This is a genomic window from Xanthomonas protegens, from assembly GCF_038442435.1.
In the GTDB taxonomy this organism is placed as follows: domain Bacteria; phylum Pseudomonadota; class Gammaproteobacteria; order Xanthomonadales; family Xanthomonadaceae; genus Xanthomonas_A; species Xanthomonas_A sontii.
Genome location: NZ_JAQJCQ010000036.1, coordinates 1 through 1,248, shown reverse-complemented (window position 1 = coordinate 1,248; position 1,248 = coordinate 1). Strand labels below are relative to the sequence as shown.

Sequence of the window (1,248 nt, the reverse complement as noted above, 5' to 3'; positions counted from 1 at the left end):
GTAGATACCGTCTTACCCCCTAGCAGGCAAGGCCTCTTTTCGGGTCGAACGCAGTGCCCGATTTGAGAACGCCGTAGGCCAGATGCAGGAGCTTGCGCATGGCGGCGCACACGATCTGCTTGCCGGCTTTGCCACGTTCGCTCAGCCGCTGTTTCAGCGCCCGGATGATCGGGTTATGGGTCATGGCCACCAGGGCCGGCATGAACAGGCCTGCGCGCAGGCGGGGCGAACCGGTGCGCGAGATGCAGACGTGGCCTTTGCGCTCGCCCGACTCCTGCAGGCACGGATTCAGGCCCGCGAAGGCGGTGACCGCCGAGGCATCGGAGAAGCGCCTCACATCGCCAAGCTCGGCCAGCATCAAGGCCGCGCTGGTGTCGGCAATGCCCTGGATGCTCACCAGCAGCTCGCGCTGCCCACGCAAGGTCGGATCCTGGTCGATATGGTCATCGATGGCCTGCTCGATCTGGGCGATGTGGTGTTGCAGATCGGCCAGATGGACCTGGATCGAGTCCTTCACCTGGGCCGGAGCGACGTCCAGCCGGTTGCGCTCCATCTGCAGCATCTGTTGCAGATCCTGGCGCCGGCGCACCAGCGCTTTGAGCTGCTTGAGCGCCGGCGGATCAGGGGACCAACGGCGTAACTGCTCGCGGTGACGCAGGGCATAACTGGCGATCAGCTTGGCATCGCTGCGATCGGTCTTGACCCGGCTGAGTTGGCTGCGTGCATACGCGGCCGTCTGCGCCGGGTTGAGCACGCCCACCCGATAGCCTCGTGCGTGGAGGAACTCGGCCAGCGCCTGGTGGTAGGTGCCGGTGGCCTCCATGGCGATCCAGCTATCGGGCTGCGCATGCGTCTGCAGCCATGCCTGCAGGGCCTGGAAGCCCTTGGCATCGTTGGACAACTTGGCCTTGGTACGGTGCTTGCCATTGGTCAGCTCGATGGCCACATCGAAACTGCGTTTGGCGACGTCGATGCCGATGATGGGAGACATGCGCGATTCCTCCATCGTGTCAGGGTCATGATCGGCGCTGGGCCCGGTCCTGCCTTGTCGATGCGAGTTCACGCCCGGGGGGGCGGACTCTGGATACCGTTCGGACACCCAAGGGCCAGCATGTGGAGGGCGGAGCCGATCTACGATGCAAGCTCGAAGCTTTAGGAGCGACTGGACCTCCCACACCTCCTCCGATGATCAGTCGGAAGACATGACGCCTGTTTAGGGGCGACATGTCCAGATACAAGGAGCGGCTT

The 1,248-nt window shown here is 64.0% G+C and carries 1 protein-coding gene; it reads right to left on the bottom strand.

Features of this window, described 5'->3' with window-relative positions; all coding sequences use genetic code 11:
• Positions 1 to 19 precede the first annotated feature (19 nt).
• Positions 20 to 991 carry an IS110 family RNA-guided transposase gene (locus PIQ37_RS20630; protein ID WP_342074896.1) on the bottom strand — a complete coding sequence of 324 codons (972 nt, stop codon included), beginning with the start codon at positions 989 to 991 and terminating at the stop codon, positions 20 to 22.
• Positions 992 to 1,248 lie beyond the last annotated feature (257 nt).

Bases quoted from the DNA above. Each gene is read 5' to 3' on its own strand.
- PIQ37_RS20630 (WP_342074896.1), bottom strand. From the start codon at position 991: ATGTCTCCCATCATCGGCATCGACGTCGCCAAACGCAGTTTCGATGTG.